The organism is Dinoroseobacter sp. PD6 (assembly GCF_028807315.1).
In the GTDB taxonomy this organism is placed as follows: Bacteria; Pseudomonadota; Alphaproteobacteria; order Rhodobacterales; family Rhodobacteraceae; genus Dinoroseobacter; species Dinoroseobacter shibae.
Map to the genome: position 1 here is coordinate 647,571 of NZ_JARAMN010000001.1, position 23,884 is coordinate 671,454.

Sequence of the window (23,884 nt, forward strand, 5' to 3'; positions counted from 1 at the left end):
AAGGACCGGCCTTTGGGGCCGGTCCGTCAGGACGCGTGTTCCTGAAGTGCGGTCGGCTTACTCGGCGGCCTCGGCGACCGGGAGCACGGATACGAAGGTCCGGCCCTTGAAACCCTTCTTGAACGACACGTTGCCTTCCACGGTCGCAAAGAGGGTGTGGTCCTTGCCCATGCCCACATTGTCGCCCGGCCACCACTTGGTGCCGCGCTGACGCAGGATGATGTTGCCGGGGATGACGGTCTCGCCACCGAATTTCTTGACGCCGAGGCGACGGCCCGCGGAGTCGCGCCCGTTCCGGGATGAACCGCCTGCTTTTTTATGTGCCATTGGTCGTGCCTCCTATCAGCCGTTTGCCAGTTCTTTGGCCTGAGCGATCCAGCCTTCACGCTCGATCCGGCCCTTGAACGACAGTTTCTCGTCCATAGCAGCCACGTCCTCGTCGGTCCATGCTGCGATTTGTGCGAAGGTGGTCACGCCCGCCTCCAGCAGTTTCTTCTCGAGCGCCGGGCCCACGCCCGACAGCTTCTTGAGGTCATCCGCGCCTGCGGGCGCTTCGGCCTTGGGCGCGTCGGCTTTCGGGGCGGCCTTCTTGGGCGCGGCTTTCTTCGGCGCGGGTGCGACCGCTTCGACGGCGGCACCGGAGACCGAGCCTGCGCCCACGGCGGCTTTGACGCCGGTCGCGCCTGCGCCGGAGGCCAGGATGTCGGTAACGCGCAGCAGCGTCAGTTGCTGGCGATGGCCCTTGGTGCGCTTGGAGCCATGCTTCCGCCGACGCTTGACGAAATGGATGACCTTCTTGCCCTTGATCTGCTCGATCACTTCGGCCTGCACACCGGCCCCATCCACCAGGGGGGCGCCGACGGTGCCGTCGACCATGAGAATCTCGTTGAACTGAACGGTTTCACCCGCTTCGGCGGCCAGTTTTTCCACGCGCAGAATATCCCCGCTGGAAACCTTGTACTGCTTGCCACCGGTCTTGAGGACCGCAAACATATGATCTTCCTTCATTCTTACCCGCGTCCTGTGGCCCCGGCCCTGCCGGTGTTCGTGGTCTGCCTTGCGCATCCCGCCGCGAACAGCGCGCCCATACCGGGCGACATTTCTAGATCCCGCCAGGCGATCACCTGTCCGGACGGTGGCTTATTGTCAAAAGCCCCTTGCAAGTCAAGCCCCGTCCGGGCCTCGGGGGGCTTGGGCCTCACAACTCTTCGCTGGCCATGAAGCGCGAGGCCGCGGCCCCGAGGTTGCGGGAGATTTCGATGAACATCTCGTCGAACCCGGCAAAGAGCGCTCGGGTGAAGGCCTGCCCCGCCTCGGAGCGCGACATCTCGAGGTAGTCCTCCATCGCCTCGGTCTCCAGCGGCAGGTAGGCCGTCAGCAGGAAGGCATAGAGCCATTCGGTGGTGCTGGCGCGGATCTCGGGTTCCTGGCCCCAGACATCGGCGAGGATGGCGGTCTCGCTCAGATCCCCGGGAAAGCCACCGCCATCGATCAGCCCCATGTAGAAGGCGTAGTTCGAGTTCAGCGCGCCGACCACGTTCTGCTCCACCAGGTCGTTGACCTCGATGAATTCGGTCACCTGGGCATAGGTCTCGGGGTGCTCCGCTTCGAGTTCGGGGATCCGCGCCTTGGTGGCATCCTCCAGCGTCTTGTCGAGAAACGCCTCCCGCGCCGCCAGTTCCAGCGAGACGATCTCGGTGCCGGTCTCGGAGGTGTAGAACGCCTCGACCGGGTCGAGCAGGTCCTCGTTCATGCTGTCCTCGAATCCCTCCTTGAGACGCAGGCGCATCCTGTCGAGATCATAGACATCCTGAACCGCCGCATCCCAGGACCGGCCGCCGTTGCCGCCGAGGAAATCCTCGGCCAGCTCCGTGCCGTAGACCAGCCCCTCTTCTCGCATCAGCTCCAGCATCCGCTGGATGCCCACCGCATCGAGCAACGCGTCGATCCGCGGGGTAGCGAGCGCAGGCAGGGGCGCAAGGGCAAGACAGGCGCAGAGCGCGACAGCGGAACGCAGCATGGGACCTCCGAGAGTTGTTGCACTAGAAATATGGGACGGCGGCGCGGTTTCCAATGGCGATTGCGGGTTTTGTCCGGGATGTGAAGACTTGAGGCGGCTTCCCCCTTGCACCCCCGGCGCGGCGCGGCTACACGATCCGCCACAGACCCTTCGCGGAGAGGTGCCGGAGTGGTCGAACGGGGCGGTCTCGAAAACCGTTGTGGGTGCAAGCCCACCCAGGGTTCGAATCCCTGTCTCTCCGCCATTTTCATATAGATCAGCGACTTAAGAGTTGGACAGACAAGTGCGACACAAAGTGGACCACCACGCCCATGAAACTGTCCACGTACCTATCTCCATCACGCCACGGGATTTACTACAACCACTGGCCCTTGCCTGCCCTCAACCGCCAAAGTCGCAGAACCGTTCGGATTTCCCTCCGCACGAAGTGCCCAGATCGTGCTGGCGATCTGGCCCGCCATCTTGCATCATGCGGGCGATTGGTTCGGGATAACAAGGCATTGGCGAGGCTCAGACAAGACGAGATGCGCGAGATTGTGCGAAGCTACTTCGCGGCCTCGCTGGATGCGTATGTTGAGACGCTGAACGATACCGGCCTGCCAGATCGGTCCCTTCAGGCCCCACGCCAAGAACTTGCTGCCCATGTCCACCGCGCTGTCATACTTGCGCTTTTTCCCGCGCCGCGTCGGGCTGGTCCGGAGCCATGAAGGGGAAGTACCGGGCACCGCGTCCGATCAACTGAGCCTCGGCCATTGTGGTCTTGCCCACTTTGTTGGCCTTGCCGTCGCGCGTATCGTACAGCCGCACGATGTCGAACAGGTTCAGCACGTCCCAGCCCTCGTTCAGCTTATCGACCGCGAAGATCACCCGTATCTCGTTGTCGCGGTCCTCTAGTGCGTTCAACTCAATCTGTCTGTTTTCCAGATCCTTGGGGTTGTTGACGTTCACAACCTTCTCGGGCGCAAAATCCCCCTGTAGCTCACGGGCGAAGTCCGCGCCGCTCATGCCCCTTTCATCCATGATGAAGGCGAAGGCCCGCGAAAGCGTCTCATCGCCCTCAGAGGCCGCCCTGAGCGTGTCCAGCGCCTCGCCCGTCAGCCCCGCGACCATCGCCGTGAAGGCCGCTTCGTTGTCGGCGCTTTCCTTGATTGTCTTGGACTTCATCAGGATCACCGGCTTGCAATGCAGCCCATGCGCCTCGGCCACCTTGCGGCGGTACTGGCTCAGGACCATCGCCTGCATCATCCTAGCCTCGGGCGGCAAATCGGCCTGCCGCAACTCGATGTCCTTGGAGTAGCCATCTTCGCGAAACTGCCGCAGGGAATAGTCGTAAAGGATCTTGTCGGCATACTTCGCCCGGATCGCCTCATGGCTCAGGTCCACGGTCGCGGTAAACTCCAACAGCATGTTCTCGGGGTGCTGGCGGAAAATCTCGGATACCGTGCCTTCCCAACTGGCCTTGTCCTCGGCCTCGCCCTTGGTCAGCGTCTTCTTGGTCTCGGCGTTCAGGTGGTGCGCTTCGTCCGAGATCATCACCACCTTGTAGTCGCGGAAGTCCTCGATGGTGACAGCGTTCTCTTTAGGGTTCTGCATTCGAGTGTGCAGCCCTTGAATAGTCGTGAAGTGGATGTTGATCGCTTCATCACTTACCGCGTCAAAGGTATCTACCGCGCGGATGTCCACCGGCTTGTCGTCAATGCGCACCGTGGGCGCGAACAGGTGCTTGGCCGATGCGGGGTTGAGGAAGTTTTCCTTGGTCTTCTCGATGATCTGGGCCGAGTTCACGAAGAACAGGAAGTTGCGGTAGCCGCGCCGGTACAGGTCCAGGATCTAGTGCCGCCATCAGGACCGTCTTGCCGCTGCCCGTGGCCATGTGGAACAGCAGGTGCGGGGCCTTGGGCCGTCCGTCGTACTTGTCGATGTAGAACAGCCAGCGTTCCAGCGCCGTGCGCTGATAGGGACGCAACTCGATCTGGGGCGCAAGGTTGCCGGTGATGTCGTTAGAGATGTCGGGCTTGAGCATCCCAAACTTGGCAACCGCGTCAATCTGTTCGTTCAGCGTTCTGCGCCTTCAAACGATCCCCCGGATCGTTTGATCCGCTGCACGGACCAGCTTGAACTCCCAGACATTTCCCGATCGGCTCATTGAACAGGTGATGCCGTGATCAGCCATTAGCCTTTGGAACGGCTCGCTGGTGTATTGGCTGCCTTGGTCCGAGTGGTGCAGCAGCTCCTTTGCTCGGCCTCTGCGCCAGATCGCCATGATCAAGGGGTCCGTGATCATCTGGGACGTCATCTGATCGCTCATGGACCAACCGACGACACGGCGCGAGAAGAGATCAATGACGGCCGCGACGTAGAGCCAGCCCTCAGCCGTCCAGACATAGGTGAAGTCGGCCACCCATTTCTGGTTAGGGCCGTTTGCATCGAACTCTTGCTCAAGCACGTTGGTAGCTATGATCGACCTCGTGCCCTCGTCTTTCGGTGGTTGCCGACGCTTTGGACGAGCTCTGAAGGCCGCTTGCCGCATCAATCGCTCGACGCAATGCAACCCACAGGAATAGCCCTCTTCGAGAAGATCGTGCCAGACCCGTGGAGCACCATAGGTCCGGTCCGATCGCAGAAAGCTGGCACGGATCGCCGCCGACAGCTCTTCGTCGCGGATCGACCGGTCGCTGCGTGCTCGCGTCAGCCAGGCATGGAAGCCGATCCGTGACACACCGAACGCGTCACACATCCAACTGACTGGCCAGACCCCTCGGTGTTTCGCCACAAACCCAAACATCACAGCGGGTCCTTGGCGAAGTGGACCGCGGCCTTTTTTAGGATGTCCCGCTCCGCCTTCAGTTTCGACACTTCGCGCCGCAGGATCCTGAGCTCTTCCTGTTCTGGGGTTAGCTTGCCGTGACCGGGGAACGCAGTTGACACCCGCATCGAAGCGCTCCTCTAGACCGGAGCGCCCGGCGCCCCCGGCCGGCCACCGGGTGTCGCAGTCCCGAGACACCAGCCGGCGCGCGCTGCGCAGCCAATGGCGCGGGCGGCGATCTAAAACCTGACAAAATTGATCAACATCAAGGCTTGCCTGGACCGTGCCCTGTTATCTGTCCTCTCGAACACACCTTTTACGATCGGCGCCCCGAATCATGACACAGCTGACACCCCCCTTCGCAGGCGCCGTCCGGCCCCTCTGGGCCGCTGCCGGGGTTGTCTCGCTTGCGACCGGGTCGGTGGGCGCGGTCCTGCCCGTCCTGCCAACCACACCCTTCATGATTCTCGGCGCGTTCTGCTTTGCCAAGGGCGCGCCCCGCCTTGCGCAAAGACTGGAACAGCACGGGATTTTCGGCCCGATGATCGCCGAATGGCGCGCCCATCGGGCCATCGCCCCGCGCGTCAGGGTCGTGGCGCACCTGATGATGGGGGCCGCACTGGTCCTCAGCCTCGTGGCGGGCGTGTCCGGGCCGGTGCTCGCCGTCCAGATGACCTGTCTGCTGGGCGCAAGCGCCTATATCCTCAGCCGCCCGAGCGGCCGCCCCACCCTCTCAGAGCCAGGCGCCGACACGGCCCCAGCCAGATCCCCGCGCCCCTCCGGCGCCAGCCCATCTGGAGTCTCTGCATGGTCCGTTCCCGCCTCCCGCCGCTGATCCCGGCGCCTCACCAATCAGACCCCCCCGATCCGGCAGCGCCCACATCCGGCGTGCCCCGATCATCCATGCCGCCCTTCAGGAGCCCCTTGACATGACCTCCCTTACCCGCCGATCCACCCTCGCCCTTCTCGGCGCCGCCACTGGCGCCCTTGCCCTGCCCCGCCGCACGGTCGCCGCCCCGATCCCGCGTCTAGCGCTCTACGGGCCGCCCGCCGGTCCGTCGATCACGCTCGCCCATGCGGTCACCGCCGGACTGCTGACCGACATCGCCGAGGAAACGCGCTTCAACGCCTGGCGCAGCCCCGACGAGTTGCGCGCCGGGCTGGCCTCGGGCGAGATCCTCGCCTCGGTGGTGCCGATCCAGGCGGCGGCGAACCTCTACAACCGCGGCTTCCCGATCCGGCTGGCCAATGCCATGACCAACGGTCTGCTCTATGTCCTCGCCGAAGATCCCGGGATCGCGGCGATCCCCGATCTTGCGGGCCGTCACATCGCCGTGCCCTTCCGCGGCGACACGCCCGAGATCATTTTCGGCCAGCTTCTCGCCCATTACGGTCTGGGCCCGGACGATCTGCAGATCACCTATGCCGGTACCCCGACCGAGGCGATGCAGCTGATGCTGGCCGGGCGCGTCGACGCCGCCCTGACCGCCGAGCCCTCGACCACGGCGGCGGTGCTGCGGGGGCGCGAGGCGGGCAAGCAGATCCGGCGCGCGATCAACCTGCAAAACGCTTGGGGCGAGATGACCGGGGCCGCCCCCGTCCTGCCGCAGGCGGGACTGGCTCTGACCGGAACCTTCCTCGCGGAGCATGGCGAGACGGTGCCTGCGCTTCTGACCGCGCTGGAGCAGGCGACCGCCGATGTCCTGGCCAAGCCGCAGGCGGCCGCGGCCCATGCGACGAAGGCCCTCGGCCTGCCCGCGCCGCTTCTGGCGGCCTCGATCCCCCATGCGAATCTCGTCGCCCGTCCCGCCACCGAGGCGCGGGCGGATATCGAACGGATGCTGACGGCCATGGGCGGGACGGACCTCGCCCGGATCGGTGGCGCCCTGCCCGACGCCGACTTCTACCTCTGACCCGCACCGCAGGGCGGCCCCGTGCCGCCCTGCCCTTCCGCCCGAAAGATCGGCACCATGATGATCCAGCCCTTCCTGATATCGCTCGCCGCCCGCCTCGGACGCATCGGTGCCTTCCTGTGGTCGGGCTGGGCCGGGCTGGCGGCGCTGGCGCTTCTCTTCGCCGCCTGGCAGGCCGGGCACGAGGCCTACGGGCCGTTCATCCTCTCCGCGCCGCTCGACACGATGAGCACGGTCGGCGCCCTCGCGGTCGACCCGGCGGCCTGGGAGATCGCCGCGCTGACCCTGCAACGCGCCCTCAGCGGGTTCTTCCTCGTGGCCGCGGCCGGGACCGCGCTCGGCGTAGCGGCGGGATTCTTCCCGGCGATCCTGCGCCTGGTCACGCCGCTGGTCACGGTCCTGCTCGGCGTGCCGCCCATCGCGTGGATCGTGCTGGCGATGATCTGGTTCGGCGGCTCCGACGCCACCGTGCGCACGGTGATCCTGATCTCGGCCCTGCCGGTGGTCTTCATGGGGGCTGCGCGCGGCATCACCACCCGGGACCGGCGGCTCGACCGCCTGGCCGAGGCCTTCGGGGCCGGCCCGCTGCGGCGCTTCCTGACCATGGGGCTGCGGCAAACGACAACCACGCTCTTTCCCGCCCTCGCCCTGGCCCTGGGCACCGCCTTCAAGGTGGCCGTGATGGCAGAGCTTCTGGCCAACGCGGGCGGCATCGGCGGGGCGCTCGCGGACGCGCGCATCAACCTCGACATCGAACTGGCGCTCGCCTGGGTGCTGATCGCCGTCGCGTTGCTGATCGCGGTGGAGTACACGCTCGTGCAGCCCGTGAAGGCCGAGATCGACCGCTGGCGCCATGCGGCCCGCCCCTGGGGGGTGAAGCGATGAGCGCCCTGACCCTCTCCGGCATCGGGCACGCCTATCTCGGCCGCACTGTGCTCGACGGGATCGACCTGCACGTCGCCCGGGGCGAGATCGTCGCCCTGGTCGGCCCCTCGGGCTGCGGAAAATCCACCCTTGCCCATATCGCGGCCCGGCTGACGGAGGCCCGGGCGGGCCGCGTCTCCCACGGCTACACCCGCCACGCGATGATCTTCCAGGGCTCCGCGCTGATGCCCTGGGCCACGGCGGCGGGCAATATCGACTACGTGCTGCGCCTCGCGGGACTGCCGCGCGCCGCGCGGCGTGCGCGCATCGCCCGGGCCGCGGCCCAGGTGGCACTCCTGCCCGAGGATCTCGGCAAGTACCCGGTGGAGCTTTCCGGCGGCATGCGCCAGCGCGTGGCCATCGCCCGGGCCCTCGCGGTGGAACCCGATTTCATCTTCTTCGACGAGCCCTTCACCGCCCTCGACGTGGCCCTCAGACGCCGCATGCAGGACCTGGTGATCGAGACCTGCGCCGGGGGCCACCTGTCGGGGCTGTTCATCACCCATGACCTGTCCGAGGCCGCAAGGATCGCCCATCGCATCGCCGTGCTCGACACCCATGGGCGCGGCATTCTCGGCGACCGGCCCCTGGCCGGAGACCCGCGCGACCGCAGCGACAGCGCGGTCTTCGACTGGGTTCGCACCGCCACCCGGCGCGACCCGATCTTCCGCCACATCCACGACGTCGACGAAAGGCAGATCGCATGAGCTGCGGCCCCGCCACCGGCCACGACCGGCCCCTGCCCCGAGGCTGGCGCGCCACGCTCGGCGACGAGGGGTTCCGGCTGTTCTTCGCGCTTGGGGCACTTTATGCCGCGCTCTTCCCGCTGCTCTGGGTCGTCGCTTGGGGGCTGTCGCTGCCCCTGGCGCAGGAAGTGCCGCCCGGGCTCTGGCACGCCCATGAAATGCTGATCGGGGCCTTCGGCGCCGCGCTGATCGGGTTCGTCACCACCGCCGCGCCGGAATGGACCGATACCGCGCCACCCCGGGGCCGTCCGCTCTGGGCGCTGGCGGGGCTCTGGGGCCTTGGCCGGCTGGTCGGCCTGCCGGGGTGGGAGGCCGCGGGCCTGCTCGGCGCGCTCGCCGATCTGGGCTGGATGCTCGCGCTGATCGCCTGGCTGGTCGCCCTGTCTCTCCGCCGCCGCACCGACCGGCTGGTTGCCTTCATCTTCTGGCTGGCGCTCCTGGCCGCCACCACCGCCACCGCGCGGCTGGGCTTCGCCACCGGAGATCTGGCCCGCGCGACCCTGGGCCTCCACCTCGCCGGTTTCGCCTTCCTCGGCCTCCTGGGGCTGGCCCTGTCGCGGATCACCGCGCCGATCACCAACCTGGTGCTCGACCCGACCGAGCGGACCTCCCCCTTCCGGCCCCATCCCGGGCGGCTGCACCTCGCGCCCGGCCTGGTCCTTCTGGCGATGGCGGGGGAGGCGCTGGGGGTCAGCGCCGCCGTCTCCGCCTGGCTGCTGATCGCGGCCGGTGCGGCCTTCATGGACCGGGTCGGCGAGGCCTTCATCGGGCGCGAGGCCGCCCGGACCGAGATCCTCATGCTCGCGGGGTCGAGCGCCCTTGCGGGGCTCGGCCTGATGCTTGCCGGGGCGGCGCGCCTCGGGGCGCCCTGGCCGGACGTTACGGGCCTGCACATCGCCTTCATGGGGGGGCTCGGGCTGGGCGTCTACGCGGTCTACTGCATCGCGGGATGCCTGCATACGGGCCAGCCGCTGGGCCTTTCGCGCCCCGCGCGGCTCGGCGCCTGCGCGCTCGTGGCGGCGGTCCTGCTCCGCGTTGCCCCGGATTTCGGCATCAACCTGCCCCTGCCCACGATGGCACTCGCCGCCACCGCCTGGGGGGGCGGCTTCCTGCTCTGGCTTGCGGCCTATTGGCCCGCCCTGTCGCGCATCACACCCCCGGTCGCTCGGCCCGGCAGCGCCGAGGCCGCCCCCCCACCGACCGCCGCGGCGCCCTACCCCGCCGCTGCCGAATAACCTTTCTCATCGCGCCACCGGAACGGCAGCCGTCACACCAACCGAAAGACCGGATAATGCCGTTCACAAGACCCCTGACCGCCACTGCGGTCGCCGCCCTGATGCCTACTCTCGCCCTCGGCCAATCGGCCACGCCGGGCACCACCATCGAACTGGAACCGATCGTCATCGACGGCACCAGCGGCGCCCTGGCCACCGCTGAGGACCGCCAGCGCGCCACCCCGGGCGGGACCGATTTGCTGCGCGGCGACAGTTATCGCGACAGCGCGACCGTGACCCTGTCCGATGTGCTGGACGGGGCGCCGGGTGTGGTGGTGCAGGACTTCTTCGGCGGGTTCGATCAACCCCGGGTACAGATCCGCGGATCGGGCCTGCAACAGAACCCGGTCGAACGCGGTGTGCTGTTCCTGCAGGACGGCCTGCCGCTCAACCAGGCAGATGGCTCCTATATCGTCGGCCTGTCCAATCCAAGGGCCGCCGAGTTCGTCGAGGTCTATCGCGGCTACACCGCGAACCGGCTCGGGGCGACGGTGCTGGGCGGGGCGCTGAACTTCGTCTCGCCCACCGGCTCCTCCGCCCCGGGCCTGAGCTTTGGCCTAACCGGGGGCAGCTTCGGTTATCTCGAAGGCGAGGCGATCGCCGGATGGCAGCGCGACGGGTACGATGCCCATCTGCGCTTCGAAGCCCTGACCCGCGACGGCTTTCGGGACGAAAACAACGACTCCGAACGGCAGGCCTTCAACGCAAACCTCGGGATCGAGCTGACCGACCAGATTTCCGCCCGGGTCTTCGCGGGCGTCACCGACCTCTCCTTCGGCGTGCCCGGGCCCATCACCGCCGCGGCACTGGACCGGGATCCCGCCTCCGTCCATGCCGGGCCGGTCTTCACGCCGGGAGCGCCGCCGAGCGTCGCCAACCCGGGGCCGAACGTGCCGCGGGACGACCCGGGGCGCGAAGCGACCCAGGCGCGCATCGGGGCCCGGATCACCGGCGAATTCGGCGCGAGCGTCGCAGACCTCGCCTTCGGCTATGCCCGCACCGAAGACAGCTTCCGCTTCCCGGTGTCCTCGGGGGTCCGCGAAACGGACGGGGACGATTTCACCTTCGTGGCACGCTATGCCTATCGCCCGGACCCTGACGCGGCACTGCCGCTCTTCGAGGCCACCGCCTCCTACATCACCGGCACGGCGGACCGCGACTATTTCCTCAACGACGCGGGCACACGCGGCGCGCGGTTCGGGCGCAACCGGCTGACCGCGGACACCCTGACGGTCTCGGCCATCGCCAATATCCCCCTTTCGGACCGGCTGGTTCTGTCCCCGGGCATCGCGTGGTCCCATGCGACACGGGACAATGACGACCGGTTCGGCGCCGCCACACGGCCCACGCTGGCCTTCAACCCGGCGATGCCCGATATGGCCCTGCCCCCGGGCGTCGTCCCTTTCGAGGACACGAGCTATTCCCGCACCTACGAGGGCTGGAGCCCCTCGCTCGCCCTCAGCTACCAGGTGAACGACCGCAACCTCGTGTTCGGCGCGATCAGCCGGTCCTTCGAGCCGCCGACCCATAACGACCTGCTCGCGACCATCAATGGCACCCCGAACAGCAGTGCGGGCCGCCCGCAACCACCGAACCCGGCCTTTCCCGCCTCCGCCTTCGCCACTCCGGACCTGGAGGCGCAGACCGCGACCACCGTCGAGATCGGCTGGCGCGGCCAGGTCGGCGCGTTCGATGTCGATGCGGTGGTCTATCACGCCGCGATCGAAAACGAGCTGCTCTCGCTCCGCGACATCACCGGGGCCTCGCTCGGCGCCGTCAATGCCGGAGAGACCACCCACAAAGGGGTCGAGCTCGGGGTCTCCGCCGTGTTCGGCGATGTCGCTGCCCGGCTCGCCTACACCTATCAAGACTTCCGCTTCGACGACGATCCCGTGCGGGGCAATAACCGCCTCGCGGGCGCCACGCCCCATGTGATCGACCTCGCGCTTGATTGGGCCGCAACCGACCGGCTCAACCTCGGGGGACGGCTTTACTGGCGGCCGGTCAAGACCCCGGTGGACAATCTCAATACGCTCCACGCGGATCCGTTCGCGACGCTGGACCTCAATATGCGCTATGCCGTGACCGAAACCACCACAGCGTTCTTCGAGATCCGCAACGCGACCGACGAACGCTATGCGGCCTCAACACTGATCGTCGACCAGGCGCGCAACGATCAGGCCGCCTTCATTCCCGGGGACGGCCGATCCTTCTATATCGGTCTGCGTTCAACATTCTGAGCGGGAAGCTGGCGGGCGCCTTTTCTGAGGGGCCCGCAAGAGCGGAACATCGGTCAGTCCCGCGCATCCCTGCGCGCACGGCAGGCGCAATGGTCGCACAACAGCTCCAGCACGCAGCATGCCGCAACCGTGTCGCGCCCGCATTCCTGCAGCATGCGCTTGAGTTCCGCGCGCGGCACCTCGAGCCAGGCGATCCGGGCCTCCACCTCCTGGAGTTGGCGATGTGCAATTTGGTCCACCTCGGCACAGGGGCGGTTCGGCGTTTCCGACAGCGCCATAAGCTCGCGGATCGCGTCGAGCGTGAAGCCAAGTTTGCGCGCACAACGGATGAGGCGAGCCGGTTGATATCCGCCTCGCCATAGCGCCACTGTCCACCTTGGGTCCGCCTAAGTTAGGGCATCAGCCCGATCTGCTTGTAATAGCGGAACGTCTGTACCTTGGTGCCGGTGCGCGTGGCGAGTGTGCCGGTGGCTGGGATGTGAGAACTCTGGCTGAATACAACAGATGTAGGTTTTCACCCCGTTCGCACAAGGCCCTCAAACAATGTCAGCACCGCCGACCCTGTGCGAAATCCGCTTGAATCTCTTCCCATTATAGCTTGTAGGCCTGCTCCAAAAGACGGACATCCGAGGCTTTTTAGACACATGACGAGACATCCCGAGGATGCGGGGTCACCCACGTGCCGCCCCTGCGCCGCGAGACGCACTGTGTCGGAGCGGCTTGCCTGCCGTGTCCTCGGCCAGCATCGATCGACGCAGCGGCAGGTTCCACGCGGGCGTCCCCAGCAAGACGCTCTGACCGCGGACATCACCGCGCTTGCATCCCAATAAGGTCGCTACGGCTACGCCCGGACCCTGACCGCCGCAATCGCCCGCCCCACTGCGCGAGATGAAATCTCCGCGCGTCGGTCGATCTTTCAACATGCGCCGATCGGCGTAAACACCAACCGGGCTCCGGTCGCGGCTGGATGAGAGTTCCGTGGCAGGTCACGTTCTGTATTGACCAAACCCAGCCTGTTCAAGTGGTTCAAGATCGGCCCCAAGATTACCCGCCTGCCGGTCATGATGTATGTCCGGTTCCCGCTGTCCCTGCGTAACGTCGAGGACTTGCTGCGCGAACGCAGCGTTAAGACTGGTTGCGAGACAGCACGGTTCTAGTGGCTGCGGTTCAAGCCACAGTCCGCATACGAGATCCTGATGCAGCGCCCGCAGTCGGCTTTTGTTGAATGCATGGCTTACTTGTAGGTTCGAGGAGTTGGTTCTCAGTCTCGCTTGCTGCAGCCGGCAGCTCAATTTTCTAAAACCCTTTATAAACCGACGGTTCTGGAGCAGAGAAGATTGTATATCAGGCCTGTCTCTCCGCCACTTTTCCCCAACGATTTCAGACCTGCGGACTGCGCCCGCGCGGCGTTCAGGCCTCCGTGACGGCCATTGCGTCGTCGATGGCCCCGGCGAGCATGTGGACCAGCGCGTCGATCTGCTTGTCTTCGATGATGAAAGGCGGGGCCAGCAGGATGTGGTCGCCGTGTTTGCCGTCGATCGTACCGCTGCCCGGGTAGCAGATCAGGCCGCGCGCCATGGCGGCGGCCTTGATCCGGGCCGACACCTTGCGCGCGGGATCGAGCGGCCGCTTGCTGTCGCGGTCCTCGACCAGTTCGATGCCGCGAAAGAGGCCCCTGCCCCGGATATCGCCCACATGGGAATGCTGGCCCAGCGCCGCCTCCAGCCGCGACTGCAGCGTCGCGCCCTTGGCACGGACCTGCGCCATGGTGCCCGGCGCGCGCAGGGTTTCGACCACGGCCCCGGCCGCCGCGGCGGCGAGCGGGTGCCCGTGATAGGTGTGGCCGTGCTGGAAACTGCCGCTGCCTTGGGCGATGGCGTCGTAGATCCGGCCAGAGGCCAGCATGGCGCCTATGGGCGCATAACCTGCGCCAAGCCCCTTGGCGATGGTCACGATGTCCGGGCTGATCCCGTCCTGTTCACAGGCAAAGAGCGTGCCGGTCCGGCCCATGCCGCACATCACCTCGTCGAGGATCAGCAGCACGCCGTATTCATCGCAAATCTCGCGGATGCGCTCGAAATACCCCGGCGCGGGCGGCACGGCCCCGGCGGTGGCCCCCACCACGGGCTCGGCGATGAAGGCCATGACGGTCTCGGGGCCGAGGCGCTCGATCTCGGTGCGCAACGCGTCCGCCGCGCGCCGCCCGTAGGCGGCATCGCTCTCACCCACGGCCTGATGCCGGTAGGCATAGCAGGGATCTATATGGGAAGTTTCCACCAGCAGGGGCGCGTATTTCTCGCGGCGCCACGCGTTGCCACCTGCGGCCAGTGCGCCGAGCGTGTTGCCATGGTAGCTTTGGCGCCGGGCGATAACGCGGTGGCGCCGGGGCTCTCCGGTCTCCAGGAAGAACTGCCGCGCGAGCTTGAGCGCGGCCTCCACGGATTCAGACCCGCCCGAGAGCAGATAGACCTTCTCGATCCCCTTCGGCGCCGCCGCGATCAGCGCATCGCAGAGCACCTCGGCAGGCTCGGAGGTGAAGAATCCGGTATGGGCGAAGGCAATCTTGTCGATCTGGGCATGAAGTGCTGCGCGCACCGCCGGGTGGTCGTGGCCCAGACAGGACACAGCCGCGCCGCCCGAGCCGTCGAGATAGCGCTTGCCGTCGGCGTCAATGATGTAGCAGCCCGCTCCGGCCACGGCCGTGGGCATCTGCGCCGCACTGCGTCCGAAGACATGACCGGCCATGGATCAGGCCTCTCCACGCACCACGAACACCGATTGCCTGGCGTGGCGCACGACACGCGCCGCGTTCGGTCCAAGCAGGTAATCCGCCAGGTCTGGACGGTGGGAGCCGAGCACGATCGCGTCCACATCGAGCCGGTCCGCCGCGCGGATGATCTCGTCATAGACCCGGCCGTGCAGGACATGGGGATGCACCTCCACCGTGTCCGGCACGTTCTCCGCCACCCATCTGCGCAGCTTGTCCGACACCTCCTGGAGGGCCTTTTTCTCGAACCCCTCCTCGAAGAAGGAGCCGACCACGGACAAGCCGAAATCGGGCACCACGGTGACGATATGCAGGGCGCTGTCCTCGCTGTCGCGCAGGCGCAAGGCGGCCGGCAGCGCTTTCTCCCAGCTTTGCGGGCTGGACAGGTCCACGGGCAAAAGCAGGGTCTTGAACATGGGAGGTTCCTCTCAGAAAGCGGGCTTGGTCTGGCGGCGCCGCTGCAACGCGATCACCCCGCCCAGCAAGAGCAGCGCCGGGATGTAGAAGACCTGCTCGGGCAGTTGGGTCTGCGGCACCTGGATCGAGGCGATCTGCACCGGCTCATCCGCGTAGAAGTCGAAATCCGCGAGGATCTCGGCGACCTTGGTGCCGAACATGGGCTCGTCGAGGCGCACCTGGTCGCCCTCCGGCAGCAGCAGCAGGCCCGAGGCGTCGATCCGCTGCGCAAGATCGCCCTCGCCGATCTCCATCAGGATCGTGGTTTCCGCCGCCTCGCCGGTGTTGAAGTCCGGGCCGCGGATCAGCAGGCGCAAAGCCTGGCCGGTCTCAGCCGCTTCGACCACCTGCTCGAATTCCGTGGCCGGGGCTTCGCGGAACGGCGGCTGCACCATGTTGAGCCAGACATTCGGCACAAAGAGCGTGAAGGCGACCAGAAGAAGCGCAAAGCTTTCATGCAGGCGCGACTTGGCGAAGAAATACCCCTGGGTGGCGGCGGCAAAGAGCAGCATGGCAAAAGTCGCCACGATGAACACCCCGATGGCCTGGAATATGCCCGGCCATGTCCCGAGATCCACGCCATAAAGGATCAGTGTCGGGTTGAAGATGAACAGGAAGGGCAGCGCCACCGTGCGCAGGGAATAGAAAAACGCGGTGAAGCCGGTCTTGATCGGGTCGCCCCCGGACACCGCGGCGGCGGCAAAGCTCGCCAGGCCCACCGGCGGCGTCACATCCGCCATGATCCCGAAATAGAACACGAAGAGATGCGCCGCGATCAGCGGCACGATCAGCCCCTCCTGCGCGCCGAGCGAGACCACCACCGACGCCATGAGCGACGAGACAACGATGTAGTTGGCGGTCGTCGGCAACCCCATCCCGAGGATGAGCGAGAACAGCCCCACCAGCACGAGCATCAGGAACAGGATGCCGAAGGACAACTGTTCGACCAGCCCGGCCAATTCGGTGCCGATGGGCGTCTTGGTGACCGTGGCCACGATGATGCCGGCGGCGGCCGTGGCCACACCGATGCCGATCATGTTGCGCGCCCCCGCGATCAGCCCCTCGACCAGGTCGTTGAAGCCGCCCTTGAACTCTTCCACCGCGTCCGCCGCAAGCCCGCGGAAGAACGCCTTGAGCGGGCGCTGGGTCAGGATGATGAAGATCATCAGCGACGTGGCATAGAAGGCCGATTTCGCCGGGCTTTGCCGTTCGACCATCAGGAACCACACCAGCACCACGATGGGCAGGATGTAGTGCAGCCCCGTGGCATAGACGTCCTTGACCTGCGGCAGCACGATTTCCTTGGCGTTGGGATCGTCGACCTCCAGGTCCGGGCGGCGCGACGCGATGGCCACCAGCCAGACGTAAACCGCCAGAAGGGCGACCATCATCACCGGCCCGGTCAGCGCGGGGGCCGCGGCCTTCAGCGCGCCGACGGCGTAAATGAGAACAGTGAACCCGGCGCCCGCGATGGCGAACCCGATGAAGAACTTGACGATCATCCCGACGAAGCTCTTGGCCTCGCCAAGCGCCGGCATGTCCTTTTTCAGCGCTTCGAGGTGCACGATATAGATCAGAGCGATGTAGGAGATCACAGCGGGGATGAAGGCGTGCTTGATCACCTCCACGTAGGAAATCCCGATGAACTCCACCATCAGGAAGGCGGCCGCGCCCATCACCGGGGGCATGATCTGGCCGTTGACCGAGGACGCCACCTCGACCGAGCCGGCCTGTTCGGCGGTAAAGCCCACGCGCTTCATCAGCGGGATGGTGAAGGTGCCGGTGGTCACCACGTTGGCGATCGACGACCCCGAGATCAGGCCCGTCATGGCCGAGCCGACCACCGCCGCCTTGGCCGGCCCACCGCGCAGATGGCCGAGCCCCGCGAAGGCGAGCTTAATGAAGTAGTTGCCCGCGCCGGCCTTGTCCAAGAGCGAGCCGAACAGCACGAAGAGGAACACGAAGGCGGTCGACACCCCCAGCGGGATACCGAACACCCCCGCCGTGTCGAGCCATTGCGCGTTGATCAGGGCGGTGAAGGACAGGCCCTCATGCTCGATCAGGTTCGGGATCAGCCAGCCCTGCCCCATATAAGCATAAAGCAGAAAGAGCGATCCGACGATGGTCAGGGCAGGCCCCAGCGCCCGGCGCGACGCCTCCAGCAGGCACAGCAGTCCAATCGCACCAATGATGATCTGGGTCTGCGTCGGCAGGCCGGAGCGCGCGGTCAATGCGAGCGTGTCGGCGAACCAGAAGATGTAGAAGGAACAAAACCCGCCCACGGCCACCAGCATCCAGTCGAAGAGCGGAATGCGGTCGCGCGGCGAATTCTTGAAGGCGGGATAGGCCAGAAACGCCAACACGATGGCGAAGGTCAGGTGCAGGGGACGTGTCTGGGACGAGTTGAGAACCGACACGTATTCGGCGAACCAAAGCTGGGGCTGGGCGATCCAGAGCTGGAAGAGCGACCACGCCAGGGCGAGACCGGCAATCAGCAAGGCCACACTGCGGCTGGACGGGTTGCGCGCCCCGCTATCGGTGGAGGCGACCAGATCCTGGAGTTCTTCGTCGGTGAACTGGCGGCCTTCGCCACCCTTGCCGTCGGGCTGCTGGTTGGGATCGGTCATGGGGCGCCCCCGAAAAATCTGAATACTGAAAAGGGCCCGGGGCGCAGATGCACGCCCCGGGCGAAAGTCATGCGCGCGGACCTTACTCGATCAGGCCGGCTTCGCGGAAATACCGCTCCGCGCCCGGATGCAGCGGCGCGGACAGACCGTCATTGGCCATCTCCTTGGCGTCGAGATTGGCGAAGGCCGGGTGCAGGCCCTTGAACTGGTCGATATTGTCGAACACGGCCTTGACCACCTCGTAGACCACCTCTTCCGGCACGGCCATGGAGCTGACGAAGGTCGCGCCGACGCCGAAGGTCATGGTGTCCTCGTCGGTGCCGCGATACATCCCGCCGGGGATGGTGGCGGTGCGATAAAAGCTGTTATCGGCCACGAGCTGGTCGACCGCGTCGTTGGCCACGGTCACGAGCACGCTGTCGCAGGCGGTGGTCGCCTCCTGGATGGACCCGGAGGGGTGGCCCACGGTGTAGATCATCGCGTCGATGTTGTTGTCACAAAGCGCCTGGGACTGCTCGGCCGCCTGAAGCTCGGAGGCGACGGCGAAGTCGTCCATGGTCCAGCCCATGGCCTCCATCAGCACTTCCATGGTGCCGCGCTGACCCGAGCCGGGGTTGCCGACATTGACGCGCTTGCCCTTGAGATCCTCGAAGCTCTCGATGCCCGCGTCTGCCCGCGCCACCACTGTGAAGGGCTCGGGGTGAACCGAGAAGATCGCGCGCAGGTCCTCGAACGGCCCCTGCTCCTCGAAGCGGGAGGTGCCGTTGAAGGCGTGGAACTGCCAGTCGGACTGGGCCACGCCGAATTCCAGCTCGCCGCCCCGGATCGCGTTGATGTTGAACACCGACCCGCCGGTGGATTCGACACCGCAGCGGATGCCGTGCTCGGAGCGGTTGCGGTTCACCAGGCGGCAAATCGCGCCACCGGTGGGGTAGTACACGCCGGTCACGCCGCCGGTGCCAATCGCGATGAAAGTGTCCTGAGCTGCGACAGAGCCACCGCCGAGCGCGGTCGCCGCGGCCACAAGGGCCCCAGTGAGATAGGTTCTCATGTTTTTCTCCCGTTGGAACATACGTTCGGTACCGAGCAAGCGTGCCCGCATTCGTCGAGGGGCGTCAAGCGCCCATTCTTCGGTAGAATTGCCCAGTCGCCCTGCCCTGCCCGGCCACGCGGACCCGGACAGGCTCGCGCGCCTCAGGCGGTCCCGGGCGTGTTGAGCGGGGTCTTGAGTGCCTGTTCGGCCCGGCACGATTGCGCCACGAACCGCAGCGCCGCGAGGCTCGGCATGAAGAAATACGCCCCGCCCTTCACGGTCACGAATTGCGGCAGCTTCTTCAGCACCCGGCGATATGGGCTGCGCGGGATCGTGTAGCGGTCGATCGCGTCGAGCCCGAAAGCGGCCTGCCGGTGGGTACCGATGATCGGGTCGACCTCCTTCTGAAGGCCCTGGAAGAAGGCATTGTTGCACCAGGCCGACTGCATGAATTCGAATTGCCGCACGATGGAGGCGTTGAAGCAGATGAACTGCAAACCCGTCTCGCCCGCATCTTCGTAGATCCGCGCGCGGCGCAGGATGCGGTGACGCATGGTGACGTCGAGGGAGACATCCGCGCTCTGGATATTCACGGCGCGGTTGTTGGACCGCCGCACATGGGAGCCGATGGGGCAATGTTTGCCGTCCCTGTCATCGGTGAAATCGAAGCTGTTATTGTCCTCGGGTGTGGCGTTGGGGGCCATGGCATCGCCGTTGATCCGGCGTCCGACCATCTTCTCGGCCAGCGCGATCGGGGTGTCCTCCCCCTCCCCCGTGGCGGCGTCGTTGCAGTAGTTCCAGAACGCGTCAGTGTCCTGTTTCAGGGTCCGGAGCACAAGGTAGGAGCCGTCCTTGCCGAAATCCCGCCGCTCGGACCATTCGGGATGGGGCGGCAGGATCCCAAGCGGGTCGAGCCCGGCGCTCGTGGCAGGGGTTTCGGGCAGTGCGCCGGTCGAGTCCGCATAGCCGAGGATCAATTCGCCCGGCGGGACGATGGACACCCGCGCCTCGTCCGGGCGCTCGGTCCTGAGCTTTTTCGCGCGCGGGGTGCCGTCAAGCACGGGCTGCGAGATCCCGTCCTTGAACCCGAAGGGCTCGTGCTGGGTATGCTCCAGCCGCCCGAAGGTGACATGGGTGCACTCGGCCCCGTTATTGGCACTCAGGCAATCGCGCAGACGGGTTTCGGCCACCTCCCGCGAGGGCGCGAAGGACATCAGCACCCCGTGGATATCGTCATGGCAGCCCCAGTCCCAGGTCTGCGGCGCATTCACCTCCACATCGCCGAGGATCCGGCTGCGTTCCGGCGCGACCATGCCGCCGGTGAAGGAATGGTCGTAGCTCTCGCCCATGAACCCGTCCTGCAACAGGGCCTTGAGCCCGGCGGCAGTGAAAGCGATGTTCATGCGGTTGACAACGCCCGCGTCGGGCTGTCGCTCGGCGGCGGAAGTGATGCCGTCCGCCTTCAGCAGCTTTGACAGCCAGTCCTGGAAGGCCAGACGATCCGTGACACGGAACATGCCGTAGGCGGTATGGTCGAGCTTGACGTAGCCACGAAAGAAGATGCCCTGGATGTTCGGGCTGTTGCTGAGATCGGGATAGGTCATGGTCAGACGAGCTCCAGCCAGGATGTGTCGGCGCTGCCCTTGCGGGCCTCTTTCAGGGCTGCGCGCAGGGCGCGATTGCGGGCGATATTGGTGACGCTCAGCTCGGGATAGGCGTTGTACCACATCAGCGTGGGATACATGGATCGGCGCGCGAAGTTGATGAATTGCGGCCCCTTGGACGCGCCACCCCAGATCATCGCCCAGGTCTTCGGAAACCACCGGGAATGGGCCCAGGCGAGGTTCAGCCCGTTCGACGCCTTGAGCGTGAAGTCATCGAGATAGCTGCGCCAGGAGCCGTCATAATTGCTGACGAAGATCAGGCGCCGGTTGTTGTTGGCGAAGGCCCAGTGTGCGAAATGGATCGTGTTGATTTCCCCCAGGAAGCTCTTGTTGAACACCAGCGCCACGAGGGCCCGCAGCATGCCGAAGGCCGCGTGCTTGGCCAGGAACCGTCCGGCATCGGTATGGACATGCACGACGCTGAGCATGTGGTTGGTGGGCACGAAATCCTCGCCGATCTCCAGCGACCGGCGCAGATCCGGGTCCGGGCGCGCGCGATCGGTACGCGCCGCGCGTTCAGGGATCAGGTTCCACAGGGCCAGTCCGAGAAACGCCACGCCATTGCCCAGCAGCGCCAGGCCCATCTTCAGCTTGTCGCCCGTGGGCAGATCGACGCCCGGGTCTTCAAGGCTGTGCCAGCGCCCGTGGGTGCTGGCATCGGCATCGAGCGCTGCGAGCACGGCCGCCTGCGCTTGCGCCGCGGACATCGGCACGCCGCCCTCGCCGAGGACGCGATCCGCAACGTCGTGGACCGCGGCATCCAGCCGGATCTGGTCCCGGGTCATGTTGACGGCCGAGATGAACCCGGCCACCGGGCGGTGCACCCGGCTGTGCAGGTAGTTGTGCAACCCATCGAGGCTGGTCCCGTCGAACCCCTCGCAATGACCGTAAAGCGTGCGCAGGAAGAGGCCCGCGTCGCGCCTCTCGGCCGTGTGGATCAGCACGCGCAGGTAGTCCCCGATCCCACCATCCACGTTATGCTCGCACAGCAGCGACCAGCCATCCTCCGGGTCGTCATAGAGACAGACCGAAGCATAGTGCAGGCTGGCGATGTCCTGGAAGCCGAACGGGTCGGCATCGGCGCCGGGATAGACGAAGTTCCGGCCCCTGAGCATTTCTACAATCTCGGCCTGATGGCCGGGCCGAACGCGGGCCACCACGGTAAACTTGTTGTGCATCAATGGTTTTCCTCAAAATCTTCGTGTCGTATGCCGGGGTGCGGTCAGGTCGCCTGCCGACGCGTTTGGAAAAACGGATATCGTCAAATACCGAAAGCGTAAGCCGGATCGGGCGATCCGGCAATGGTCTTGCTTCCGCGCGCCTGCCGGGCCACCGGGTCAGGCAGGCACGAGGCTGACCGCCTGCCGAACCTCCAGAAAGGACCAGAGCGCGCGGGTCACGCGGTTGGACCGCTCGGCGTTCCGGTAGATCAGGATCTCGAGGGGGATGTCCCAATCCGGCGGGCCGGTACGCACCAGCAGACCACCGGCCAAGTCCGGTGCGACGAGGCTATGGGGCAGCCAGGCCACCCCGTCGCCCGCCCGCGCCCGGATCCGCAAGGCCCCCGCCATGGAATTCTCGTAGACCGTGCGAAACCGGCTGCGCAGGCCGTGAGCGGCAAAGAGCGGCTCCAGATGCATCCCGATCGGCGCGGCATCCCCGAACCGCAGGAAGGGCATCCGCACCCCGGCGGCGGCGCAATCGTAGATCGGCGCGCCCGCCCCGTCGGGCTTGCAGACCGGGATCAGGTCATCCGACCCGATCCGCACGCCCGGCTGCCCGGCCTGGGGGCGGATTTCGGCGCTGGCGTAGGCGATGACGAAATCCACGGCGCCCTGTTTGAGGTCATTCAGGCAGTTGGGCAGATCATCCGCCCGCAGGCGCGACAAGATGGGCCCGTAAGCCTCTTCCAGCGCCTGCAACCAGGCCGGATAGAAGCGCCAGCCGATGGAATGCTGGGTGGCGAAGGTCACCACGTATTTGTCCGGCAGGGATTGTGCCTCCCGGATCTGGCTGCGCTCCTGCTCGATCCGGGCCAGCGCCTGCATCCCCGCCTCCAGCATCTGGGTTCCTGCCTCGGTCAGCACCACCGGCTGACGCGAGCGATCGACCAGAACCGCGCCCACCCATTTCTCAAGGGACTTGATCCGGCGGCTGAAGGCCGGTTGGCTGAGATTGACCAGCGCCGCGGCCTGGGAGAAATTTCCGGTTTGCCGCAGCCGGTCGAGATCGCGAAAGAGCGTGATGTCCATGGCTGCAACATAATGCAAATTTTGCATAATGTCATTTCAACATGGCATTGGACCGAGATTTTGATCTGCCGCACACTTTCCCTCGAACATGAGGGGGAGACATCCATGAGCAGTACAGAGACGCTGGACCGCCAGCACGCGCAGATCGACCTGGACCGCTTTCCGCGGACACCGCTCTGCCACCAGCCGACCCCGATCGAGGCAATGCCACGGCTGAGTGCGGCGCTGGGCGGCCCGTCGCTGTTCGTGAAGCGCGACGATTGTACCGGGCTCGCCATGGGCGGCAACAAGACGCGCAAGCTCGAATTTCTGGTCGGCGAAGCCATGGAGGAAAAAGCCGACATGCTGGTCACCCAAGGCGCGGTGCAATCTAACCACGTGCGGCAGACCGCGGCCGCCGCTTGCAAGCTGGGCATGAAATGCCACGTTCTGCTTGAGCGGCGTGTGCCCGGGCGCGATGCCTCTTACGAGAGCACCGGCAACGTGCTGCTGGACAACCTCTTCGGCGCCACGCACGAGTTTCGTCCCGCCGGGCTGGACATGAATGCCGAGGCCCGCACCGTGACAGAGCGGTTGCAGGCCGAGGGGCATCGGCCCTATTTCATTCCCGGCGGGGGCTCGAACCCCACCGGCGCGCTGGGCTACGTGGCCTGCGCCCGCGAGATCGCCGAGCACAGCCGCGCGACCGGGCAGAGCTTCGACTGGCTGGTGATGAGCACTGGCAGTACCGGCACCCATGCGGGGCTTGTGGCAGGGTTTCATGCCATGGGCCACGAGTTGCCCGTCATGGGCGTCAGCGTGCGCCAACCGCGGGAGCGGCAGATGCAGGCGGTCCATGCCCTGACCCAGGCCACGCTGGAAAAACTGGGCCATGACGGCGTGCCGCTGAAAAAGATCATCGTCGATGACGGCTATGTCGGTGAAGGCTACGGCATCCCTGCCCCGTCCACTTTGGAGGCGATCCGCCTCACCGCGCGGCAGGAGGGCCTTCTGCTCGACCCGGTCTATTCGGCCAAGGGGATGGCGGGCCTGATCGGCATGGTGCGCAGCGGCTTTTTCAAGCCATCCGACAGCGTGCTGTTCCTGCACACCGGCGGGGCCTCGGCCCTGTTTGCCTACGAGGACCAGATCACGGCCCTCGCCGACTGACCAAAAGACATAA

The 23,884-nt window shown here is 66.1% G+C and carries 19 protein-coding genes, 1 tRNA gene and 5 pseudogenes; 11 read left to right on the forward strand and 14 right to left on the reverse strand.

The annotated features are described in order from the left end of the window. Positions 1-57: 57 nt before the first annotated feature. The 3 genes from rpmA to PVW48_RS03055 all read right to left on the reverse strand — a co-directional run bounded on the left by rpmA (position 58) and on the right by PVW48_RS03055 (position 2,020). Entirely contained in the window at positions 58-327 is a 270-nt protein-coding gene (rpmA, locus tag PVW48_RS03045) for a 50S ribosomal protein L27 (RefSeq protein WP_012178133.1), read from the reverse strand. Between the two features lie 15 nt (positions 328-342). Further along, on the reverse strand, positions 343-993 hold the full coding sequence (locus PVW48_RS03050) for a 50S ribosomal protein L21 (protein ID WP_274580229.1): 651 nt from the start codon (positions 991-993) through the stop codon (positions 343-345). Between the two features lie 205 nt (positions 994-1,198). After that, positions 1,199-2,020 carry a DUF2059 domain-containing protein gene (locus PVW48_RS03055; RefSeq protein WP_274580230.1) on the reverse strand — a complete coding sequence of 274 codons (822 nt, stop codon included), beginning with the start codon at positions 2,018-2,020 and terminating at the stop codon, positions 1,199-1,201. 154 nt (positions 2,021-2,174) lie between these two features. On the opposite strand from PVW48_RS03055, the gene PVW48_RS03060 reads away from it, so the two are divergent. Beyond that, positions 2,175-2,264 (forward strand) — tRNA-Ser (locus PVW48_RS03060). A 413-nt stretch (positions 2,265-2,677) separates the two neighbouring features. Here PVW48_RS03060 and PVW48_RS03065 read toward each other — a convergent pair. From PVW48_RS03065 to PVW48_RS03075, 3 genes and pseudogenes are all read right to left on the reverse strand, one after another. Next, complete coding sequence (locus PVW48_RS03065) at positions 2,678-3,805, reverse strand: DEAD/DEAH box helicase family protein (RefSeq protein WP_274580231.1); 1,128 nt, start codon at positions 3,803-3,805, stop codon at positions 2,678-2,680. Beyond that, complete coding sequence (locus PVW48_RS03070) at positions 3,714-4,043, reverse strand: DEAD/DEAH box helicase family protein (protein ID WP_274580232.1); 330 nt, start codon at positions 4,041-4,043, stop codon at positions 3,714-3,716. Before PVW48_RS03070 ends, PVW48_RS03065 begins: the two co-directional genes overlap by 92 nt. Before the next feature lie 96 nt (positions 4,044-4,139). Next, positions 4,140-4,945 (reverse strand): annotated as a pseudogene (locus PVW48_RS03075) (IS3 family transposase); the annotation flags it as partial. A gap of 218 nt (positions 4,946-5,163) precedes the next feature. On the opposite strand from PVW48_RS03075, the gene PVW48_RS03080 reads away from it, so the two are divergent. From PVW48_RS03080 to PVW48_RS03105, 6 genes are all read left to right on the forward strand, one after another. Further along, positions 5,164-5,661 (forward strand): YbaN family protein, encoded by a 498-nt coding sequence (locus tag PVW48_RS03080; protein WP_012178126.1) that lies wholly within the window; start codon positions 5,164-5,166, stop codon positions 5,659-5,661. 94 nt (positions 5,662-5,755) lie between these two features. Continuing rightward, positions 5,756-6,739 (forward strand): ABC transporter substrate-binding protein, encoded by a 984-nt coding sequence (locus tag PVW48_RS03085; RefSeq protein WP_274580233.1) that lies wholly within the window; start codon positions 5,756-5,758, stop codon positions 6,737-6,739. 57 nt (positions 6,740-6,796) lie between these two features. Further along, a complete protein-coding gene (locus PVW48_RS03090; RefSeq protein ID WP_274580234.1) occupies positions 6,797-7,624 on the forward strand; it encodes an ABC transporter permease in 828 nt (275 codons plus the stop codon). Continuing rightward, positions 7,621-8,370, forward strand: coding sequence for an ABC transporter ATP-binding protein (locus tag PVW48_RS03095; protein WP_274580235.1), 750 nt, complete (start codon positions 7,621-7,623; stop codon positions 8,368-8,370). Before PVW48_RS03090 ends, PVW48_RS03095 begins: the two co-directional genes overlap by 4 nt. Beyond that, on the forward strand, positions 8,367-9,644 hold the full coding sequence (locus PVW48_RS03100; protein WP_274580236.1) for an NnrS family protein: 1,278 nt from the start codon (positions 8,367-8,369) through the stop codon (positions 9,642-9,644). Before PVW48_RS03095 ends, PVW48_RS03100 begins: the two co-directional genes overlap by 4 nt. Positions 9,645-9,700: 56 nt before the next feature. Continuing rightward, on the forward strand, positions 9,701-11,923 hold the full coding sequence (locus PVW48_RS03105; protein ID WP_274580237.1) for a TonB-dependent receptor family protein: 2,223 nt from the start codon (positions 9,701-9,703) through the stop codon (positions 11,921-11,923). Between the two features lie 53 nt (positions 11,924-11,976). On the opposite strand, the pseudogene PVW48_RS03110 reads toward PVW48_RS03105, so the two are convergent. Then, positions 11,977-12,401, reverse strand: a pseudogene (locus tag PVW48_RS03110) (MerR family transcriptional regulator). Between the two features lie 229 nt (positions 12,402-12,630). Between PVW48_RS03110 and PVW48_RS03115 the strand changes: the two are divergent. The 3 pseudogenes from PVW48_RS03115 to PVW48_RS20105 form a co-directional block, all read left to right on the forward strand. Beyond that, positions 12,631-12,750: pseudogene (locus PVW48_RS03115) on the forward strand (IS3 family transposase); the annotation flags it as partial. 15 nt (positions 12,751-12,765) lie between these two features. Next, a pseudogene (locus tag PVW48_RS03120) lies at positions 12,766-12,894 on the forward strand (IS3 family transposase); the annotation flags it as partial. A gap of 27 nt (positions 12,895-12,921) precedes the next feature. Then, a pseudogene (locus PVW48_RS20105) lies at positions 12,922-13,077 on the forward strand (IS6 family transposase); the annotation flags it as partial. Between the two features lie 256 nt (positions 13,078-13,333). On the opposite strand, the gene PVW48_RS03125 reads toward PVW48_RS20105, so the two are convergent. The 7 genes from PVW48_RS03125 to PVW48_RS03155 form a co-directional block, all read right to left on the reverse strand. After that, on the reverse strand, positions 13,334-14,668 hold the full coding sequence (locus PVW48_RS03125; RefSeq protein WP_274580238.1) for an aspartate aminotransferase family protein: 1,335 nt from the start codon (positions 14,666-14,668) through the stop codon (positions 13,334-13,336). 3 nt (positions 14,669-14,671) lie between these two features. After that, complete coding sequence (locus tag PVW48_RS03130) at positions 14,672-15,106, reverse strand: universal stress protein (protein WP_274580239.1); 435 nt, start codon at positions 15,104-15,106, stop codon at positions 14,672-14,674. Positions 15,107-15,118: 12 nt separating this feature from the next. Next, the gene (locus tag PVW48_RS03135; protein WP_274580240.1) at positions 15,119-17,773 is read right to left on the reverse strand and encodes a TRAP transporter permease; all 2,655 of its coding nucleotides are present in this window, start codon (positions 17,771-17,773) and stop codon (positions 15,119-15,121) included. Between the two features lie 82 nt (positions 17,774-17,855). Further along, positions 17,856-18,824 carry a TAXI family TRAP transporter solute-binding subunit gene (locus PVW48_RS03140; RefSeq protein ID WP_274580241.1) on the reverse strand — a complete coding sequence of 323 codons (969 nt, stop codon included), beginning with the start codon at positions 18,822-18,824 and terminating at the stop codon, positions 17,856-17,858. 143 nt (positions 18,825-18,967) lie between these two features. Continuing rightward, complete coding sequence (locus PVW48_RS03145) at positions 18,968-20,410, reverse strand: Dyp-type peroxidase (RefSeq protein WP_274580242.1); 1,443 nt, start codon at positions 20,408-20,410, stop codon at positions 18,968-18,970. 2 nt (positions 20,411-20,412) lie between these two features. Then, a complete protein-coding gene (locus PVW48_RS03150; protein WP_274580243.1) occupies positions 20,413-21,648 on the reverse strand; it encodes a hypothetical protein in 1,236 nt (411 codons plus the stop codon). A 159-nt stretch (positions 21,649-21,807) separates the two neighbouring features. Beyond that, positions 21,808-22,722, reverse strand: a complete 915-nt coding sequence (locus PVW48_RS03155) for a LysR family transcriptional regulator (RefSeq protein ID WP_044028513.1) — start codon at positions 22,720-22,722, stop codon at positions 21,808-21,810. Positions 22,723-22,827: 105 nt separating this feature from the next. On the opposite strand from PVW48_RS03155, the gene PVW48_RS03160 reads away from it, so the two are divergent. Beyond that, complete coding sequence (locus PVW48_RS03160; protein ID WP_012178111.1) at positions 22,828-23,871, forward strand: D-cysteine desulfhydrase; 1,044 nt, start codon at positions 22,828-22,830, stop codon at positions 23,869-23,871. Positions 23,872-23,884: the final 13 nt, after the last annotated feature.

Coding starts and splice junctions, on each gene's coding strand:
- PVW48_RS03070 (WP_274580232.1), bottom strand. CDS start 4,043: ATGCTCAAGCCCGACATCTCTAACGACATCACCGGCAACCTTGCGCCC.
- PVW48_RS03155 (WP_044028513.1), bottom strand. CDS start 22,722: ATGGACATCACGCTCTTTCGCGATCTCGACCGGCTGCGGCAAACCGGA.
- PVW48_RS03150 (WP_274580243.1), bottom strand. CDS start 21,648: ATGCACAACAAGTTTACCGTGGTGGCCCGCGTTCGGCCCGGCCATCAG.
- PVW48_RS03135 (WP_274580240.1), bottom strand. CDS start 17,773: ATGACCGATCCCAACCAGCAGCCCGACGGCAAGGGTGGCGAAGGCCGC.
- rpmA (WP_012178133.1), bottom strand. CDS start 327: ATGGCACATAAAAAAGCAGGCGGTTCATCCCGGAACGGGCGCGACTCC.
- PVW48_RS03090 (WP_274580234.1), top strand. CDS start 6,797: ATGATGATCCAGCCCTTCCTGATATCGCTCGCCGCCCGCCTCGGACGC.
- PVW48_RS03160 (WP_012178111.1), top strand. CDS start 22,828: ATGAGCAGTACAGAGACGCTGGACCGCCAGCACGCGCAGATCGACCTG.
- PVW48_RS03105 (WP_274580237.1), top strand. CDS start 9,701: ATGCCGTTCACAAGACCCCTGACCGCCACTGCGGTCGCCGCCCTGATG.
- PVW48_RS03085 (WP_274580233.1), top strand. CDS start 5,756: ATGACCTCCCTTACCCGCCGATCCACCCTCGCCCTTCTCGGCGCCGCC.
- PVW48_RS03140 (WP_274580241.1), bottom strand. CDS start 18,824: ATGAGAACCTATCTCACTGGGGCCCTTGTGGCCGCGGCGACCGCGCTC.
- PVW48_RS03050 (WP_274580229.1), bottom strand. CDS start 993: ATGTTTGCGGTCCTCAAGACCGGTGGCAAGCAGTACAAGGTTTCCAGC.
- PVW48_RS03100 (WP_274580236.1), top strand. CDS start 8,367: ATGAGCTGCGGCCCCGCCACCGGCCACGACCGGCCCCTGCCCCGAGGC.
- PVW48_RS03130 (WP_274580239.1), bottom strand. CDS start 15,106: ATGTTCAAGACCCTGCTTTTGCCCGTGGACCTGTCCAGCCCGCAAAGC.
- PVW48_RS03055 (WP_274580230.1), bottom strand. CDS start 2,020: ATGCTGCGTTCCGCTGTCGCGCTCTGCGCCTGTCTTGCCCTTGCGCCC.
- PVW48_RS03125 (WP_274580238.1), bottom strand. CDS start 14,668: ATGGCCGGTCATGTCTTCGGACGCAGTGCGGCGCAGATGCCCACGGCC.
- PVW48_RS03080 (WP_012178126.1), top strand. CDS start 5,164: ATGACACAGCTGACACCCCCCTTCGCAGGCGCCGTCCGGCCCCTCTGG.
- PVW48_RS03095 (WP_274580235.1), top strand. CDS start 7,621: ATGAGCGCCCTGACCCTCTCCGGCATCGGGCACGCCTATCTCGGCCGC.
- PVW48_RS03145 (WP_274580242.1), bottom strand. CDS start 20,410: ATGACCTATCCCGATCTCAGCAACAGCCCGAACATCCAGGGCATCTTC.